Genomic DNA, 15,688 nt, shown 5'->3' with positions numbered 1-15,688 from the left:
CCCGCGATTTTACGGGCTGAAGAGAAGACGGCGGACCATGGACCGGGACATTGCAGGGATCATTCTGGCCGGCGGCCAATCGCGGCGCATGGGCGGCGGCGACAAGACGCTGCTTGTGCTGGGTGGTCGCAGGCTGCTCGACCATGTCGTCGCCCGCCTTGCTCCGCAGGTCGGACCGATGGCGCTGAGCGCCAATGGTGATCCGATGCGCTTTGCCAGGTTCGGGCTGCCGGTGCTTGCCGATACGGTGGAAGGTTACGCGGGACCGCTTGCCGGGATCCTGACCGGTCTGGAATGGGCGTCCATGGCTTGCAGCGGGGTGGTCACCGCCGCCGGCGATACGCCGTTCCTTCCCGAGGACCTGGTCGAACGGCTTGCTGCGACAGCAGCCGAACAGCCCGGGGCCATCGCCGTTGCCAGTTCGGACGGCAAGCGGCATCCGACATTCGCGCTCTGGCCGCTTGGCCTGCATGACGCCTTACGCCGGTTCCTGGTCGATGAGGACAATCGACGGGTTTCCGCCTTCATCGAACGGCATGGCTTTGTCGAGGTCGAGTTTCCGATGTGGAGTTCCGGCGAGCACGAGATCGATCCGTTCTTCAACATCAACACGCCCGATGACCTTGCGGCGGCCGAGCGTCTGTTGCGGAGCATCAAACCATGAGACGCGTCTTCGGCATCACCGGCTGGAAGAATTCCGGCAAGACCACCCTGACCGAAAAGCTGGTCGCCGAGCTGGTGCGGCGAGGCTGGAGCGTGTCGACGGTGAAGCACGCCCATCATGATTTCGACATCGACAAGGAGGGTGCCGACTCCTTTCGCCACCGCCAGGCTGGAGCGATGGAGGTTGCGATCGTGTCCGGCCGACGCTGGGCGCTGATGCACGAATTGCGCGGCGAGGACGAGCCGACGCTGGACGCCATCCTGTCGCGGCTGGCGCCGTCCGATATCGTGCTGGTCGAAGGGTACAAGCGCGAGGCGCACAAGAAGATCGAAACGCGGCGGCTTGAGGCGAAGGACCGCACGCCGCTCGCAGCCAGCGATCCCAACATCGTCGCCATCGCCGCCGACTTCGCGGCCGATGGAGAAGGTCTGCCGGCGTTCGATCTCGACGACGTGAAGTCGATAGCCGACTTCGTTGAAGGCGTCTCAGGCCTGAAGCGCTGAGCGAGCCGGCGAAACATCTTTCACCGCGGCCAAACGTGTTTCCAGGTTCTAACCTTGCGTCATCTTTGGCCGGGAATGCAAATCCCCGAGGCCACTGTTTTGCAGTTGCTTTTTTCGGAGAAAGAGTGGGAGTATCGCCGCCAGCGGGCGGTCAAAAACGCGCCGCCCTCAGAGCCGCATGGAACAGCGGCCGGGACAATATGAGAGGATCATCATGCGTATTGCATTGCGTATCGCGCTCGCCGCATCGGCTGCGCTGCTGACTTTGGGCGTCGCCCAGGCTCAGGAAAAAACCCTGAAGATCGGCACGGAGGGCGCCTATCCGCCATTCAACAACCTGACTTCCGACGGGCAGCTCGTCGGCTTCGACATCGACATCGCCAAGGCTCTCTGCGATGAGATGAAGGTGAAGTGCACCTTCGTCGCCCAGGATTGGGACGGCATCATTCCGGCGCTGCAGGCGGGCAAGTTCGACGCCATCGTCGCGTCGATGTCGATCACGCCGGAGCGCGCCGAAAAGGTCGACTTCACCCACAAATACTACAACACGCCACCGGCGATCGTCGCGCCCAAGGACAGCGACATCAAGGGCGTGACCAAGGAAGACCTGGCCGGCAAGACGATCGGCGTGCAGGCTTCGACCACGCATTTCAACTATTCGACCAAGATCTACACCGACAGCACGGTCAAGCCCTATCCGACCGCGCAGGAATACCAGCTCGATCTCGCCAATGGCCGCCTCGATGCCGCCAATGACGACATTGTCGTGCTGCAGCAGTGGCTGGACTCGCCTGACGGCGCCTGCTGCAAGCTGATCGGTGCGATCAAGCCGGTTGTTGAAATCCACGGTCCGGGCGCCGGCATTGCGGTACGCAAGGGCGAGACCGACCTGGTCAACCAGTTCAACGCAGCGATCGACGCCATTCGCGCAAATGGAAAATACAAGGAAATCAACGACAAGTATTTCAAATTCGACGTCTACGGCGGCGATTCCTGATCGCGGCCTTCTGATCGAGAGAACGGCGGGATAGTCCCGCCGTTCTCATAAGGATGCCGCGCACCAGGGCGCAGCGGCGTGACTCTCCAAAGGCATTTGGGAGAACAGGCGAGCGGATGCTGAGCGTTTGGACGCTTCTCAGTTGGGGACCCGATGGCTGGCTCGACGACATCGTCTCTGGTGCCGCAGTCACGGTTCTTCTGGCGCTGGCAACCCTTCCAATCGGTCTGACGATCGGCTTTTTCATAGCGCTGGGCAAACAGTCCGAGGAGCCTTCGCTGCGCATCGCGGCCAACATCTACACGACGATCTTCCGTGGATTGCCCGAACTGGTGACGCTGTTTCTGTTTTTTTTCGGCGGCCCGCTGATCCTGCAATATCTCATCAGATTGGTAAGGCCCGAAGCGACCATCGACGTCAACGCCTTCGTTGCCGGCATGATCGTGCTAGCCATTATCTTTTCGGCCTATGCCAGCGAGGTATTCCTTTCGGCTTTCCGGGCCATCCCCAAGGGCCAATATGAAGGCGGCTACGCTGTCGGCCTTTCCTATGCGCAAACGATGCGCAAGGTGATCTTGCCGCAGTTGGTCCGCATCGCGTTTCCAGGCCTGGAGAATTGCTGGCTGAGCCTGCTCAAGGACACCTCGCTGGTGTCGGTGGTCGGCCTGGCTGAGACACTGCGTCAAGCCGGCGTGGCAGCACGCGTCACCAAACACACTTTCCTGTTCTTCAGCGTGGCCGCGGTGGTGTTTCTTATCCTGGCGGTCGTTTCATCCTTGGCAACCGGCGCCATACAGCGCTCGCTTAGCCGGCGGGAGGCACGGCGATGAGCGTTGCGGCCGACGCCAAGACCGCTGTAGAACGGCCTCCCCCGCGTGCACGTGGTTGGCCGCGTTCACGCATCATCGGCTATGTGCTGATAGGCATCTGGATTGCCGCCGGCGGCGGCATCGTCGCCTATCTGGCTTGGGCCTGGAACGGCGAACTCTTTGCCAAATATGGTCCGAGCTACGTAGAAGGCCTCGGCGTCACGCTTTCGCTCGTCGGCATTTCGATTGTGCTGGGCGCCATCCTGTCGCTTCCGGTCGCCTATGCGCGCATGTCGAAGAACCGGATCCTGTCCGGTCTTGCCTATTGCTATGTCTATTTCTTCCGCGGAACGCCGCTGCTCGTCCAGACTTTCCTGGTCTATTACGGTGTCGGCTCGTTCAGGCCGCAACTCGAGATGGTTGGGCTGTGGGGCTTTTTCCGTGAGGCGTTCAACTGTGGTGTCTTTGCCTTTGCCCTGAATACGGCTGCCTATCAGGCCGAAATCCTGCGCGGCGCCATCGAAAGCGTGCCGAAAGGCCAGTGGGAGGGTGCTGCTTCGCTCGGCCTGCATAAATTGCAGACGTTGTGGAAGATCATCCTGCCGCAAGCGCTGGTCGTCGCGCTGCGGCCCTATGGCAACGAGCTTATCCTGATGATCAAGGCGTCCGCGATCGTCGCCATCATCACCGTGTACGATCTCATGGGCATGGCAAAGCTTACCTACTCCCGCACCTTCGATATCCAGGCCTATATCTGGGTCGCCGTCGTGTATCTGGTGATTGTCGAGATATTGCGTCATGGCATCGAATGGATCGAACGCCGGATCACCATCCACCTCAAGCGCTGACGCGTTTCCGGATTTAGGCCCAAGGCACCACCTGCGTCGGCATCTTGACGAATCCGCCGCAAGGCCTAGACGTTCCACGGCAAATTCTCGTTTCCGCTGGAAGGTAGGCCTATGGCATCGGTGGCATTTCTCGGTCTTGGCGTCATGGGTTATCCGATGGCCGGGCACCTCAGGAACAAGGGCGGCCACGACGTCACCGTCTACAACCGCACCACGGCGAAGGCCGAGCAATGGGTCGGCCAGCATGGCGGTCGTTTTGCCGCGACGCCGACCGAAGCGGCCGAGGGCAAGGATTTCGTCTTCTCCTGCGTCGGCAATGACGACGATTTGCGTTCGGTGACGATTGGTGCCAATGGCGCCTTCAAGGCGATGAAGAAAGGCGCGGTCTATATCGACAACACCACCGCATCGGCCGAGGTCGCGCGCGAACTGGCCGAGAAGGCGAGCGCACTTGGCTTCTCTTTCCTCGACGCGCCGGTCTCCGGCGGCCAAGCCGGCGCCGAGAACGGCGTGCTGACCGTCATGGTCGGCGGCGAGCAGGCAGCCTTCGACAAGGCCAAGCCCGTCATCGATGCCTTCGCCCGCATGGTCGGGCTGATGGGGCCGGCAGGTGCCGGCCAGCTCACCAAGATGATCAACCAGATCACCATTGCCGGGCTGGTGCAGGGCTTGGCCGAGGGTATCCATTTCGGCAAGAAGGCCGGGCTCGACATCGAGAAGGTCATCGAGGTGATCTCCAAGGGCGCCGCCGGCTCGTGGCAGATGGAGAACCGGCACAAGACCATGAATGCCGGCAAATATGATTTCGGCTTCGCCGTGGACTGGATGCGCAAGGATCTCGGCATCTGCCTCACCGAGGCCGATCGAAATGGCGCCAAGCTGCCGGTGACGGCGCTTGTCGACCAGTTCTACAAGGATGTGCAGGCGATGGGCGGCCGGCGCTGGGATACGTCCTCGCTGCTGGCGCGCCTGGAGAAGTAGGATAGCGCGGTGGCCGAGCTTTCGCCCCAATCCAGTGCCGACGAAATCGTCGCGTATCTGCGCTCGATCGGGTCGGAGGAAAATCGCCGTGGCATGCTGCGCTACGGCATCAAGATCGAACGTGCGCTCGGCATTCCGCACGGCGTGCAGCGGCAGATTGCCAGGAAAATCAAGCGCAACCATGAACGCGCCTTCGAACTATGGCAGACCGGTATCATGGAGGCGCAGTTCATCGCTTCCGTCACGGCCGACCCGAAGCGGTTTTCAGCTGCGGATGCGAGGCAATGGGCGGCGTCTTTCGATTCGTGGGATATCGTCGACGGCGTCTCCGATCTCTTTGTCGACACGGAGTCCTGGAGGGATCTGATCGACGATTTCGCGGCCGACGAACGGGAGTTCGTTCGACGAACGGCCTTTGCCATGATGGCCTGGTCGGTCGTCCACCGGAAGCAAGAGCCAGCAGCGACGTTCCTCGGCTTCCTGCCGGTCATCGAAGCGCATGCCACCGACGGCCGCAACTTCGTGAAGAAGGCTGTGAACTGGGCGCTTCGTTCGATCGGCAAGCGATCGATGGAGATGCACGGCGCTGCCTTTGCCGTCGCTGAACGGCTGGCGCAGTCAACCGACAAAACGGCGCGCTGGATCGGCAAGGACGCAGTGAGGGAACTGAGTAATGCCAAGACGCTCGAGCGGATCGCTGCCAGGAAAGGCTGAAGTCAAGCCTGATCTCGCCAAACTGCGGTTCATCGAGGTGACGAAGGAAACGCGCGCGGATTTCGAGAACCTGTTCGAAGCGCCGGGCGGACCGAAATATTGCTGGTGCACGGCCTGGCGCCATGTGCGCAGCCGCGAGCATGTCCAGAACGATGAGATGAAGCGGGCGATGATGGCGCTCATCGAGGCGGCACGCCGGTCGGCATTCTCGCCGAACTCGAAGGCAAGTCCGTCGGCTGGTGCTCGGTCGCGCCGCGCCAGACCTATCGCAAGCTCTCGCAACAGCAGGACGACAGCGAGGCCGGTGTCTGGTCGATCGTCTGCTTCTACGTGCCGAGGGCGCTGCGCGGCGACGGTTTTGCCTCGGCATTGCTCGACGCGGCCATCGATCACGCCTTGACCAAAGGTGCGGACACGATCGAGGCCTACCCGGTCGACGAGGCATCGCCGACCTACCGATTCATGGGCTTTCGCGACATGTTCGTCGCCCGCGGCTTCCACGAGACCGGCATGGCCGGCTCTCGCAGACATGTGATGCGGCTGGAGCGTTGACGCTACCGACGACGGCGGCTTTACTTGATGTCAAAGGGAAGCAACCAATGCGCATTTGCCTAAGATCGACCGTGGCTCTGGCAATCGTGCTGCTCCTGCCCATTGCGTCGGCAAACGCGTCCCCTGAAACCGCGCACATATTCTGGAAGGACCTGCGTCCGGCGACGCAAGCGATCGCCGAAGACGCCGGCCTGCCGATGATCGCGGCAAAATTGCCCGACCACGGCGAGACGTTGTCCATCAATCTGCAGGACAAGACTATTCAGTTAGCCGGCTATGCACTTCCGGTCGATCGCGAGGGTGACCTCGTCTACCAGTTCCTGCTGGTGCCGTGGACCGGCGCCTGCAGCCACATGCCGACGCCACCGCCCAACCAGATCGTGCTGGTGACGCCGGCACATCCCTACAAGATGGCCGAGGCCTACCAGCCGGTTTCCGTCACCGGCACGCTGCAACCGGGGTTGGAGAAGAGCCAACTGTTCATCCTCGACGGCGTCAGTGTCATCCAGTCGGGTTACACCGTGCACAAGGCCGAGGTGGCAAGTGTCGACAGCGTGCCGGACACGATCACGCTGCCTGTGAATTCGCCCTGGAGTTTCCTCAACAAAAAGAAGAACTAACTCATTGAGCCTCAGGCGGCGTTGGCGCCCGATTCCTTGTCCAGCACCATATAGTCGAGCGGGATTTCGGTTGTGTACTTGATCTGCTCCATGGCGAAAGAAGACGACACGTCGCGGATCTCGATCTTGGCGATCAGCCGCTTGTAGAAGGCGTCGTAGGCGGCGATGTCGGGCACGACGACGCGCAGCAGATAGTCGACGTCGCCGCTCATGCGGTAGAACTCGACCACTTCCGGAAATTCCTGGATGACCTCGGAGAAGCGCCGCAGCCACTCGTGGCTGTGCGAATTGGTGCGGATCGACACGAAGACGGTGACGCGCACATTGACCTTCTCGTGGTCGAGGATGGCGACGCGCCGCTTGATGACGCCCTCTTCCTCGAGCTTCTGGATGCGCCGCCAGCACGGCGTCGTCGACAGCCCGACTTTCTTGGCGACATCGGCGACCGCGAGCGTCGCGTCCTCCTGCAGGAGGCGAAGGATTTTTCTGTCAAGGCGGTCCATTGGATGCTCCCAGAGGAATAGTTTGGCTATATTCCCTTTTATCCGAGGCTTTCACAAGAACAAAATTCTCCCAACCGCCGCAAAAGCGAGTGATTTCTTGCAGGATGGCTAAACAAGGCGATAGCGGATTTCCGACCTCAGGAACGGCAGCAAATCCATTTCGAACCATGGATTCTGCTTCAGCCAGCCAGAGTTGCGCCAGGACGGATGCGGCAGCGGCAGCACTTTTGGGCCGGCCGGCGCCTCCCATATGGCGCGCCAGTCCTTCACCGTTTCGGTCAGCGAGGAACGGCGCGTGGCGCCCATGTGCCAGGATTGCGCGTAGATGCCGATCGTCAGCACGAGATCGATGCGCGGCATCAGCGCCATCAGCGGCGCGCGCCATGCCGGCGCGCATTCGCGGCGCGGCGGCAGGTCCGCGCCCTTGGCGTCCTGGCCGGGAAAGCAGAAGCCCATCGGCACGATGGCGAATTTTTCCGTGTCGTAGAACTCCTCGCTGGTGACGCCGAGCCAACTGCGCAGCCGGTCGCCGGAGGCGTCGGTGAAGGGCATGCCTGTGATGTGAACCTTGGTGCCCGGTGCCTGGCTGGCAAGCAGGATGCGGGCGCTCGACGACGGCCGCAGCACCGGGCGCGGCTCGTGCGGCAGCGGCCGGCCGAGCGGGTGCTCGACGCAGATGCGGCAGGCGCGGACCTTGGCCGTGAAGCGTTCCAGGTCTTCGCTCACCAGATCCATGACAGAACCTACGCAGCAGCACTTGGCCGGCTGGAGATCGCCTGATGCCAGCGCAGCACGTTGGAGCACTCTTCCGGCACCTTGATGCGTGCCGGCTTCATGAAGTCGATGGCGATCAGGCCGGTGATGTCGGCGATCGAGTAAGCGTCGCCGGCGGCGAATTCCCGTTGTGCCAGTTCGCCGTCGAGCAGCTTCAGGAATTCGAGCGCTTTCGGTTTGTTGGCCTCGCCCCATTCCGGGATTTGCGGGATCTCCCATTCCTTCATCGCCGGGTGGATGTGGCGAAAGGCCTGCGCTACGCAACTGAGCAGATTGAACTCCATGCGCCGTTGCCACATCTCGACCCTGGCCTTGCCGAGCGCGCCGCGCCCGAACAGAGCGGGCTCGGGATGCAGCTCCTCGAAATAGCGGCAGATGGCGACGGATTCGGTGATGATGGTGCCGTCGTCGAGTTCGAGCACAGGCAGGCGCCGCAGCGGGTTGCGTGAGCTGACCGGCTCTTGTTTGTGCCCAAGCGCGCCCATATCGACGGGCACCAAGGGAACCTCGATCTCTTTCTCGGCGAGGAAAACGCGGACCCGCCGCGGATTGGGCGCGCGGCCGCCGTCGAACAGTTTCATCCCATCCCTCCCGATTTGTTCTGACAGACTATAGGGTTCATGCAGCTGTTCGCCATCACCGGAAGCGGAAAAACTCACGCATGGCGTCGCCGATCGAGGCGAGGGTGCCGTGCTTGCTTTCGACCAGATCGTGGCCGTGGGTGTGGCGCCAGTCCTGCGGTTCGTCGAAGCTGCCGGCCCAGATGCCGGACTTGCCGGCGCGGGCGCCGGCCTCCTCGGTCTCGAAATCGCCAAAGGCGACCGCCCAACCGGCCTCGACCTGGGCGCGGTTGAGATCCGTGCTGCCGGCCTTGCAGTCGCCAAGCAGCCGGCCGTAGCGATCGCGCTGCCAGCCACTGCAGGAGACGGGCCGGCCGCCGATCAGCCGCACCAGCGACTGGCGCGCGAGCTTGCCGCAAGGGTAGTCGGCGCCATCCTTGCGGCAGACCTGCTGGTATTCCGGGGCGTCGATGCCGCGCATGCGGATGCGCTCGCTGCCGAGCGTGATCGAATCGCCATCGTTGACGATGGCGGCACCTTCGGCCTTGCGGGTCTCGAACCGGTCGAGGCGCGCCGCAAGCAGGATCAGCAAGCCAAGGAGGATGACCGTCAGTCCGTAGTCCAGCAGCCTGCGCCACAGGCTTCGCGGCGGCGGCGGAGCATAGCGCCGACGCGGCCTCGGCGACCACGAACGGCTCATATGGCAAACAGTCTCTTAATCATTCGAACGTAGCTTAACGAATTGAAATCGCTGCGCGCATAAATCGAAGTTATCATGCCTTTGCTACGCTCGAACACAGCGGACAAATTCATTGTGGACCGCAGGAAACCGCATCGCAACAGCGATGTGGCGCGCGCGGTGCGCAGGACGCGTGACCGTCTCTCGCAGCAGGCCGGCAATCTCGACTTCGACCGCGAACTCCTGAAGCTGCACGCTCGCTCGATGATGGGTGGAGTGATCGCCATTCCGCTGCTTGTGCTGGCGATCGCGGCAGCAGGCCTGCTTGCCGGAATGGACAAGCAGATCGCCGTCTGGGCGCTGTTCATGCTCATCTGCTACACCGTCGTTTCATTCATGGCGCGGCGCGTCGATCGCACCGAAGCTTCCGAACTCGACCCGTCGCGAACGCAAAGGGATTTCCTTATCGGCCACTCGCTGTGCGGCCTCGGCTGGGCCTGGTTCGCCTGGCTCGGTTGCGCAACCTGCCAGATCGACCAGCTCCAGGTGGTCAAGGCGATGGTGCTGCTGGTTGCGATGGCGGCGACTTCCGTCATGGCCTCGTCGCTGGGTGGCGCCCTGCTGGCGACCTTTGCCGTTCCGGTGGCGGTCTATGCCTATGCCGGCGCGCGGTTCTGGATGCCGATCGAGGTGATCATGGCCGCGCTGCTGGTCGCAGCCTTGCCCTTCTTCATCTACGTCGCGCGTAATCTCAACCGTTCGTCAGTGATGCTTTTGTCGTTTCGGTCCGAAAAGGACGCTTTGATCGCCGAGGTCGAGACGGCGAAATCGATGTCCGACGAAGCGCGGCGGCGGGCCGAGGATGCCAATCTGGCCAAGTCGCGCTTTCTTGCCTCGATGAGCCATGAGCTCCGGACCCCGCTCAACGCTATTCTCGGCTTTTCCGAGGTGATGGCCAACGAGGTGCTCGGACCGATGAGCAACCCGACCTACCGCGACTACGCTCATGACGTGCACGAGTCCGGCCAGCATCTGCTCGATCTGATCAACGAGATCCTCGACCTCTCTCGCATCGAGGCGGGTCGCTACCAGATCAACGAGGAGCCGGTGATGCTGCTCAGCGTCGTCGAGGATTGCTGCCACATGATGGAGCTGAAGGCGCGCAACAAAGACATCCGCGTCGTCCAGGATTTCGAAACCACCTTGCCGCGGCTATTTGCCGACGAGCGCGCGGTGAGGCAGATCACGCTCAACCTTTTGTCCAACGCCATCAAGTTCACCGCATCTGGCGGCGAGGTCCGCGTGCGGGTCGGCTGGACGGCCGGCGGCGGGCAATACATCTCGGTCAAGGACAACGGCCCGGGCATACCGGAAGAGGAGATTCCGGTGGTGCTTTCCGCCTTCGGCCAGGGTTCGATCGCCATCAAGAGCGCCGAACAGGGAACCGGGCTCGGTCTGCCGATCGTGCAGGGCCTGCTGGCCATGCATGGCGGCGAGTTCGAGCTTCATTCCAAGCTGCGCGAAGGCACCGAGGCGATCGCCATCTTCCCGCTCAGTCGGGTGATGGAGGAACTGCCGGCCCTGCCCACCAAGGCGGTTGCCGCGCGCAGGCGCTGAATCAGTTTCGAACAGCCGCCGCCATGCCCGAGCTGGTGAGTGCGGCGGCCTTGACCAGACCGGCGGCAAGTGCGGCCCCTACCCCTTCGCCGTGGCTGACGCCAAGGTCGAACAGCGGCCGAAGGCCTAGCCGTTCGGCGGCCTTTGCGTGCCCTGTCTCCGGTGACAGGCCAGCAAGAAGACAATGGTCGAGCGCAGCCTCGTTCGCGGCATACAGCACCGCCGCCGCGGCGGTCGCGGCAAAGCCGTCGAGCAGCACCGGGATGTTCTGCATGCGGGCAGCCAGGATGGCGCCGGCTATTGCCGCGAACTCTCGGCCGCCAACCCGGCGCAAGGCCTCGAGAGGATCGCGCAAGGCGTCGGCATGGAAAGCAAGTGCCGTGTCGACCACCTCGGCCTTGCGCGCCAGCATCGCGGCATCGGCGCCCGATCCCGCTCCAACCCAGTCGGCGCCGCCGCCGCCGAACAGCGCGGCGCACAGGGCGGCGGCGACGGTGGAATTGCCGACGCCGAGATCGCCGAGGCAAAGCAGGTCGCTGCCGCCGGCAATCGCCTCCATGCCGAAGGCCATGGTGGCGGCGCAGCCGCGCTCGTCGAGTGCGGCGTCGTCGGTGATGTCCTCGGTCGGCATATGGAGCGCGAGGTCGAAAACCTTCAGGCCGAGATCATTGGCGATGCAGACCTGGTTGATCGCAGCACCCCCGGCCGCGCAAAGCTCGACGGCATTGGCTGTGGCCGCCACCGGCCGCGGCGAAATGCCGTGACGGGTGACGCCATGGTTGCCGGCAAAGATCGCGACCAAAGGCCGGTTCACTGCCGGCGGGGCGCGCCCACTCCAGGTTGCGAGCCAGGCGGCGATGTCCTCGACGCGGCCAAGCGATCCTCTGGGCTTGTCGGCCTTGGCAAACAGTGTGCGGACACGCGCCTCGGCCTGCGCATCGGCCGACGGCAGGTTTGCCAGCAGGTTGCGAAAATCGTCGAAAGGCAGTGCGCTGGTCATGTCGGTGGCGATCGTTGCTGGAGTTGGTCAGCGGCATAGCCGCCTTCCCTGGCCGGCACAACCGCCAGCGTTGACGCGAACGCGTTTGCCGACGGCGGAATCTGGAGGGCTTGCATTGGCCCCGGCGTTGCACCATGTGGAAGCTAGGCAAGAGAATGTCATGACGGCCATCGAATCCCCGTGCATCCTGGTTTGTTCGATAGACATGAAAACCGGATTCTGTTTCGGCTGTGGCCGCACGCGCGAGGAGATTGGCGCCTGGATCGGCATGACCCCGGAAACGCGCCGCAGCGTCATGGCCGAATTGCAGGCAAGGCTGGAAACGGTCGAGCGGCGGCCGCGCCGGGAAACGCGCCGCACGCGCATGGCGCGCGAGCGCGATGTGCTTTCGTGAAACGGCAAAGCCAATGAGCCGACTGTTCTGGATAGTGATGGTCGTGATCGGCGCGGGACTGATCCTGCTGATGATCAACGATTCGGCTGGCAGCACTTTCGGTGTCGAAAACTATGATTTCAGCCGGCTGATCTGGCTTGGCGCGATCGCTGCGCTGATCGGCGCCAGCCTCATTCGCTCAGGCCGGCCACTGGGTGACATGGCCCGCAATCTCGGCACCTGGGCCGCCATCGCGCTGGCGCTGGTCGCCGGCTATCAGTACCGCTACGAGTTGCAGGATATCGCCAGCCGGGTGACCGCCGGTCTCGTTCCCGGCAGCCCCCTGGCGCTGGGCGTGGAAGACGGCCACGCGACGGTGACACTGGACAAGGCCGACAATGGCCATTTCGAAGCCCGCATCATGATCAATGGCGCGCCGATCCGCGCCGTCGTCGACACCGGCGCGACCAGCATCGTGCTGACGGCGGAAGACGCTCAGGCCGCGGGCTTCAACCCTGCCACCCTCAACTTCACCATACCGGTCTCGACCGCTAACGGCATGGCACGCGCCGCCGCCGTGAAGACCGACGAAGTGGCGATCGGCGGCATCGTGCGCAAGGACATGCCGGTGATGATCGCGGCGCCCGGCATGCTCGGCCAGAGCCTGCTCGGCATGAACTTCATTGGCTCGCTGTCGGGCTTCGACGTGCGCGGCGACCGGATGATCCTCAGGGACTGAAACCCGTCAGGCTGCTTCCGCGGCAGCACCGCTGAAATCGACGGCGGCAAAGGCCTTCTTCAGCACATCCGGTCCAGCGCCCGGCCTCGTCGCGTCGGTCGACAGGATCTGCCGGTAGCGGCGCGCGCCAGGCAGGCCGTGAAACAGGCCGACCATGTGGCGGGTGACATGGCCGAGCCGTCCGCCCTTCTCGATATGGCGGGCAGCGTAGGTCGCCATCGCGTCGATCAGCGCCGCATGGTCGAACGCGCCCGACGCATCGCCGCCGTAGAACATGGCATCGGCTCCGGTCAGGATACCCGGCGTGTGGTAGGCAGCGCGGCCTAGCATGACGCCGTCGACATGGTCGAGATGGAGACGTGCCACGTCCAATGATTGAATGCCACCATTGATGCCGATGAATTCATTCGGTTTTCTGGCCTTGAGCCGATAGACCCTGTCATAGTCGAGCGGCGGGATGTCGCGGTTTTCCTTCGGGCTCAGCCCCTCCAGCCACGCCTTGCGGGCATGCACCCACAGCGCGTCGGCGCCGGCCGCCAAAACGCCGTCCGCCAGCGCATCGAGCGCCGGCTCGGGGTCTTGCTCGTCGACGCCGATGCGGCATTTGACGGTAACGGGAATCTTGACGACGGCTTTCATCACGGCGACGCAATCGGCGACCAGTGCCGGCGTCTTCATCAGGCACGCGCCGAACGTGCCCGACTGGACGCGATCCGACGGGCAGCCGACATTGAGGTTTATCTCGTCATAGCCGAAGGCCTCGCCAATGCGCGCCGCCTCGGCCAGCTTCTGGGGATCGGAGCCGCCGAGTTGCAGCGCCACCGGGTGCTCCGTCTCATCGAAGCCGAGCAGCCGCTCACGCGCGCCCTGGATGATCGCATCGGCCACCACCATCTCGGTGTAGAGCAGCGCACGACGCGTCAACTGACGGTGGAAGAACCGGCAATGCCGGTCCGTCCAGTCCATCATGGGCGCAATGGCCACTCTATGCTTTTGATTTTTCAGCATTTTTTCTTTGACATCAAATCGTTAGAACCTGCCGAGTGCACGCGAATTTACGCCAGAATACGACCCTTTTCGCCACGTTCCGATCTCTCAGTGCACACGGAGCGCACACGAAAAAATGGCCACCTATACAAAGCTCTCATCCGGTTCCTGGCGTGTCCAAGTCCGTCGCAAAGGTCGCTACATCAGCGAGACCTTCCTGCGCCGAGACGACGCACGGCGCTGGGCAACCGAAACCGAGCGCCAAGTCGATCGCGGTGAAACTCCGACCAAGTCCCGTATAGCGCGCCTGAAAACTTTCGGCGAACTCATCGACCTTCATATCGACGACATGTGCGATGTAGGCAAGTCCCCTCGCCGCTCCAAGGCTGCAGGCCCTCGATATGCTCCAAAGACATCTGGGAAGTGCAACATAGCGGCGCTTGATCGCGAACGGCTCATTCGTTTTGGTCGCGACTGCGCCGCCCAAGGTGCCGGACCGATGACTCTCGGCATCGACATCGGCTTGGTAAAACTTATCCTGTCTCATGCTGCCGCCGTTCACGACCTGCCTGTCAAGGTCGAACCGGTTGATCTGGCGCGTATCGCCCTGAAGAGGCTGGCCTCGTTGGGAAAGGCCATCAAGCGCGCGTTGACTACCACGGCACGGCCGTAACTTTGCTCGCGAAGCTTCGTAGTTCAGGGCACTTCGCTCGTTCCTAACCGGCTCGGCGCGCTGACTCACGACCAAAGAGGGCACGCGTCAGAAAGTCGATGCCTCATCAACTTTTTTTCTAAAACCGCATCTAATGTCCCAATTTGTCCCATAATCACACGCAATTCCGGCTGAGGCGCGACCCAGAAAGTTCGAAAAGCTTCCAGAAACCCCAGCCAGCTATTTACGCAATGAAATCATGCAGTTAGTTGGCCCGGTAGTGACGGAAGCGAGTTGCATGGGTTTTCACGTCCTGTAACGCTCAAACCGTCACTTTCTGGGCCTGTCCCGTCCCGTCCCTCGCTGTCCGTGCAACATGACTGCAACACGGACGAGCCAGTTTGTTCCCGCCATGTTCCCAACAAAAAGCCCGCCACCCAGGGATAGGCAGCGGGCGCTAGTTCGGGAGGAGAGTCCCTTTGCCCGTGAACAACGGTACGCCTCGCTTATCTGGATAATAAGCTCGCGCCGGTTGAAGCTCCGCATATTCAAGCTGCGTGACTTTTCTGCCACAAGATAAAGAATGCCCGCCACCGAGCAGCGGGCCAATGCTGCAAATCTGCAGCGCCAGAACATCGGGAATGCCGGCCCGACGATCGTCAACTAGCCTTCCGGTCGTAGACGCCGGCCGTTGCTGCGGAGCAAGTCCCTGGCCTTGTCGCAGCCCTCGCCGGTGCGTTCTCGATCACCTCATCTTGCATCCAATCGCGAGCGCTCCAGGCGCGGGGCTATTGCGCGCATGGTGTCGGCGGGGTTGTTTCGCTCACCCATGTCGACCGACCAGGGCGAAGCCAGAGCGCAACTCATGAGGATCGACCCCCGCCACTGCCATCGTTCCTGAATTAGCAAATCTAAATGCGAGCGCAGCGCCACCTGTGGTAGAAATGAACTGCTGGAGTAGGTCTCTCGGGAGGAGTCCTTGGGTATAAAATCGAAGCTCGCCAAAATGTCGGCGGCGCTGCTCACCAGGCGTGTGGCCGCCGCTCAATCCACTGCTGCCGTCAAGCCGATCCGAACGTCGCTCGCCGACGTTCCCCTTAGGCGCCAGCCACTTCC

General features: G+C 62.6%; 19 protein-coding genes. 13 read left to right on the top strand and 6 right to left on the bottom strand.

What is annotated here, in order from left to right; genetic code table 11:
- Positions 1–37: 37 nt before the first annotated feature.
- The 9 genes from mobA to AC04SI_RS18765 all read left to right on the top strand — a co-directional run bounded on the left by mobA (position 38) and on the right by AC04SI_RS18765 (position 6,688).
- Positions 38–664 (top strand): molybdenum cofactor guanylyltransferase MobA, encoded by a 627-nt coding sequence (gene mobA, locus AC04SI_RS18805; protein ID WP_404276708.1) that lies wholly within the window; start codon positions 38–40, stop codon positions 662–664.
- The gene (gene mobB / locus AC04SI_RS18800) at positions 661–1,167 is read left to right on the top strand and encodes a molybdopterin-guanine dinucleotide biosynthesis protein B (protein WP_404276710.1); all 507 of its coding nucleotides are present in this window, start codon (positions 661–663) and stop codon (positions 1,165–1,167) included. Before mobA ends, mobB begins: the two co-directional genes overlap by 4 nt.
- 214 nt (positions 1,168–1,381) lie before the next feature.
- Entirely contained in the window at positions 1,382–2,164 is a 783-nt protein-coding gene (locus tag AC04SI_RS18795; protein ID WP_404276712.1) for an ABC transporter substrate-binding protein, read from the top strand.
- 116 nt (positions 2,165–2,280) lie between these two features.
- Complete coding sequence (locus tag AC04SI_RS18790) at positions 2,281–2,994, top strand: ABC transporter permease (protein ID WP_120016227.1); 714 nt, start codon at positions 2,281–2,283, stop codon at positions 2,992–2,994.
- On the top strand, positions 2,991–3,821 hold the full coding sequence (locus AC04SI_RS18785) for an ABC transporter permease (protein WP_404276715.1): 831 nt from the start codon (positions 2,991–2,993) through the stop codon (positions 3,819–3,821). Before AC04SI_RS18790 ends, AC04SI_RS18785 begins: the two co-directional genes overlap by 4 nt.
- A gap of 111 nt (positions 3,822–3,932) precedes the next feature.
- On the top strand, positions 3,933–4,802 hold the full coding sequence (locus AC04SI_RS18780; RefSeq protein ID WP_404276717.1) for an NAD(P)-dependent oxidoreductase: 870 nt from the start codon (positions 3,933–3,935) through the stop codon (positions 4,800–4,802).
- Between the two features lie 9 nt (positions 4,803–4,811).
- Positions 4,812–5,516 carry a DNA alkylation repair protein gene (locus AC04SI_RS18775; protein ID WP_488474642.1) on the top strand — a complete coding sequence of 235 codons (705 nt, stop codon included), beginning with the start codon at positions 4,812–4,814 and terminating at the stop codon, positions 5,514–5,516.
- A 204-nt stretch (positions 5,517–5,720) separates the two neighbouring features.
- A complete protein-coding gene (locus AC04SI_RS18770; RefSeq protein ID WP_404277124.1) occupies positions 5,721–6,068 on the top strand; it encodes a GNAT family N-acetyltransferase in 348 nt (115 codons plus the stop codon).
- Between the two features lie 47 nt (positions 6,069–6,115).
- Positions 6,116–6,688 (top strand): DUF3299 domain-containing protein, encoded by a 573-nt coding sequence (locus AC04SI_RS18765; RefSeq protein ID WP_488474641.1) that lies wholly within the window; start codon positions 6,116–6,118, stop codon positions 6,686–6,688.
- Between the two features lie 11 nt (positions 6,689–6,699).
- Here the strand turns inward: AC04SI_RS18765 and AC04SI_RS18760 are convergent, their stop codons facing one another.
- From AC04SI_RS18760 to AC04SI_RS18745, 4 genes are all read right to left on the bottom strand, one after another.
- Positions 6,700–7,191, bottom strand: coding sequence for an Lrp/AsnC family transcriptional regulator (locus AC04SI_RS18760; RefSeq protein ID WP_006205209.1), 492 nt, complete (start codon positions 7,189–7,191; stop codon positions 6,700–6,702).
- 108 nt (positions 7,192–7,299) lie between these two features.
- Positions 7,300–7,926, bottom strand: coding sequence for a uracil-DNA glycosylase family protein (locus tag AC04SI_RS18755; RefSeq protein ID WP_404276730.1), 627 nt, complete (start codon positions 7,924–7,926; stop codon positions 7,300–7,302).
- Positions 7,927–7,934: 8 nt separating this feature from the next.
- Complete coding sequence (locus tag AC04SI_RS18750; RefSeq protein WP_404276732.1) at positions 7,935–8,546, bottom strand: glutathione S-transferase; 612 nt, start codon at positions 8,544–8,546, stop codon at positions 7,935–7,937.
- Positions 8,547–8,601: 55 nt separating this feature from the next.
- The gene (locus AC04SI_RS18745) at positions 8,602–9,225 is read right to left on the bottom strand and encodes a thermonuclease family protein (RefSeq protein ID WP_404276734.1); all 624 of its coding nucleotides are present in this window, start codon (positions 9,223–9,225) and stop codon (positions 8,602–8,604) included.
- A 75-nt stretch (positions 9,226–9,300) separates the two neighbouring features.
- Here AC04SI_RS18745 and AC04SI_RS18740 point away from each other — a divergent pair, with 75 nt between their 5' ends.
- A complete protein-coding gene (locus AC04SI_RS18740) occupies positions 9,301–10,821 on the top strand; it encodes a sensor histidine kinase (protein ID WP_404276736.1) in 1,521 nt (506 codons plus the stop codon).
- Position 10,822: 1 nt separating this feature from the next.
- Here AC04SI_RS18740 and AC04SI_RS18735 read toward each other — a convergent pair whose 3' ends face one another.
- Positions 10,823–11,821 (bottom strand): nicotinate-nucleotide--dimethylbenzimidazole phosphoribosyltransferase, encoded by a 999-nt coding sequence (locus tag AC04SI_RS18735; protein WP_404276738.1) that lies wholly within the window; start codon positions 11,819–11,821, stop codon positions 10,823–10,825.
- Between the two features lie 160 nt (positions 11,822–11,981).
- On the opposite strand from AC04SI_RS18735, the gene AC04SI_RS18730 reads away from it, so the two are divergent.
- A complete protein-coding gene (locus tag AC04SI_RS18730) occupies positions 11,982–12,215 on the top strand; it encodes a DUF1289 domain-containing protein (RefSeq protein WP_404276740.1) in 234 nt (77 codons plus the stop codon).
- A gap of 13 nt (positions 12,216–12,228) precedes the next feature.
- Positions 12,229–12,933, top strand: a complete 705-nt coding sequence (locus AC04SI_RS18725; RefSeq protein ID WP_488474640.1) for a TIGR02281 family clan AA aspartic protease — start codon at positions 12,229–12,231, stop codon at positions 12,931–12,933.
- Positions 12,934–12,939: 6 nt separating this feature from the next.
- On the opposite strand, the gene dusA is transcribed toward AC04SI_RS18725, so the two are convergent.
- Complete coding sequence (dusA, locus tag AC04SI_RS18720; protein WP_488474639.1) at positions 12,940–13,941, bottom strand: tRNA dihydrouridine(20/20a) synthase DusA; 1,002 nt, start codon at positions 13,939–13,941, stop codon at positions 12,940–12,942.
- Positions 13,942–14,056: 115 nt separating this feature from the next.
- Here dusA and AC04SI_RS18715 point away from each other — a divergent pair, with 115 nt between their 5' ends.
- On the top strand, positions 14,057–14,593 hold the full coding sequence (locus AC04SI_RS18715) for a hypothetical protein (RefSeq protein WP_404276746.1): 537 nt from the start codon (positions 14,057–14,059) through the stop codon (positions 14,591–14,593).
- The last annotated feature ends 1,095 nt before the right edge of the window (positions 14,594–15,688 follow it).

It is taken from the genome of Mesorhizobium sp. CNPSo 4689, assembly GCF_057784325.1.
This window is presented reverse-complemented; position numbering and strand designations above follow the sequence as displayed.